The organism is Staphylococcus pragensis (assembly GCF_004785665.1).
Classification (GTDB): domain Bacteria; phylum Bacillota; class Bacilli; order Staphylococcales; family Staphylococcaceae; genus Staphylococcus; species Staphylococcus pragensis.
On sequence record NZ_SRPJ01000017.1, the window covers coordinates 1 to 1,617 of the forward strand.

The 1,617-nt window shown below is 50.3% G+C and carries 1 rRNA gene; it reads left to right on the forward strand.

The window, feature by feature from the left end:
* Positions 1–42: 42 nt before the first annotated feature.
* Positions 43–1,593 (forward strand): 16S ribosomal RNA (locus E2558_RS12255).
* Positions 1,594–1,617: the final 24 nt, after the last annotated feature.

Below are 1,617 nucleotides of genomic sequence, written 5' to 3' on the forward strand. Positions count from 1 at the left end.
AACACTATTTAGTTTTATGAGCTAATCAAACATCATAAATTTTTTATGGAGAGTTTGATCCTGGCTCAGGATGAACGCTGGCGGCGTGCCTAATACATGCAAGTCGAGCGAACAGACGAGGAGCTTGCTCCTCTGACGTTAGCGGCGGACGGGTGAGTAACACGTGGGTAACCTACCTATAAGACTGGGATAACTCCGGGAAACCGGAGCTAATACCGGATAATATTTTGAACCGCATGGTTCAAAAGTGAAAGATGGTTTTGCTATCACTTATAGATGGACCCGCGCCGTATTAGCTAGTTGGTAAGGTAACGGCTTACCAAGGCGACGATACGTAGCCGACCTGAGAGGGTGATCGGCCACACTGGAACTGAGACACGGTCCAGACTCCTACGGGAGGCAGCAGTAGGGAATCTTCCGCAATGGGCGAAAGCCTGACGGAGCAACGCCGCGTGAGTGATGAAGGTCTTCGGATCGTAAAACTCTGTTATTAGGGAAGAACATACGTGTAAGTAACTGTGCACGTCTTGACGGTACCTAATCAGAAAGCCACGGCTAACTACGTGCCAGCAGCCGCGGTAATACGTAGGTGGCAAGCGTTATCCGGAATTATTGGGCGTAAAGCGCGCGTAGGCGGTTTTTTAAGTCTGATGTGAAAGCCCACGGCTCAACCGTGGAGGGTCATTGGAAACTGGAAAACTTGAGTGCAGAAGAGGAAAGTGGAATTCCATGTGTAGCGGTGAAATGCGCAGAGATATGGAGGAACACCAGTGGCGAAGGCGACTTTCTGGTCTGTAACTGACGCTGATGTGCGAAAGCGTGGGGATCAAACAGGATTAGATACCCTGGTAGTCCACGCCGTAAACGATGAGTGCTAAGTGTTAGGGGGTTTCCGCCCCTTAGTGCTGCAGCTAACGCATTAAGCACTCCGCCTGGGGAGTACGACCGCAAGGTTGAAACTCAAAGGAATTGACGGGGACCCGCACAAGCGGTGGAGCATGTGGTTTAATTCGAAGCAACGCGAAGAACCTTACCAAATCTTGACATCCTTTGACAACTCTAGAGATAGAGCTTTCCCCTTCGGGGGACAAAGTGACAGGTGGTGCATGGTTGTCGTCAGCTCGTGTCGTGAGATGTTGGGTTAAGTCCCGCAACGAGCGCAACCCTTAAGCTTAGTTGCCATCATTTAGTTGGGCACTCTAAGTTGACTGCCGGTGACAAACCGGAGGAAGGTGGGGATGACGTCAAATCATCATGCCCCTTATGATTTGGGCTACACACGTGCTACAATGGACAATACAAAGGGTAGCGAAACCGCGAGGTCAAGCAAATCCCATAAAGTTGTTCTCAGTTCGGATTGTAGTCTGCAACTCGACTACATGAAGCTGGAATCGCTAGTAATCGTAGATCAGCATGCTACGGTGAATACGTTCCCGGGTCTTGTACACACCGCCCGTCACACCACGAGAGTTTGTAACACCCGAAGCCGGTGGAGTAACCATTTGGAGCTAGCCGTCGAAGGTGGGACAAATGATTGGGGTGAAGTCGTAACAAGGTAGCCGTATCGGAAGGTGCGGCTGGATCACCTCCTTTCTAAGGATATATTCGGAACATCTC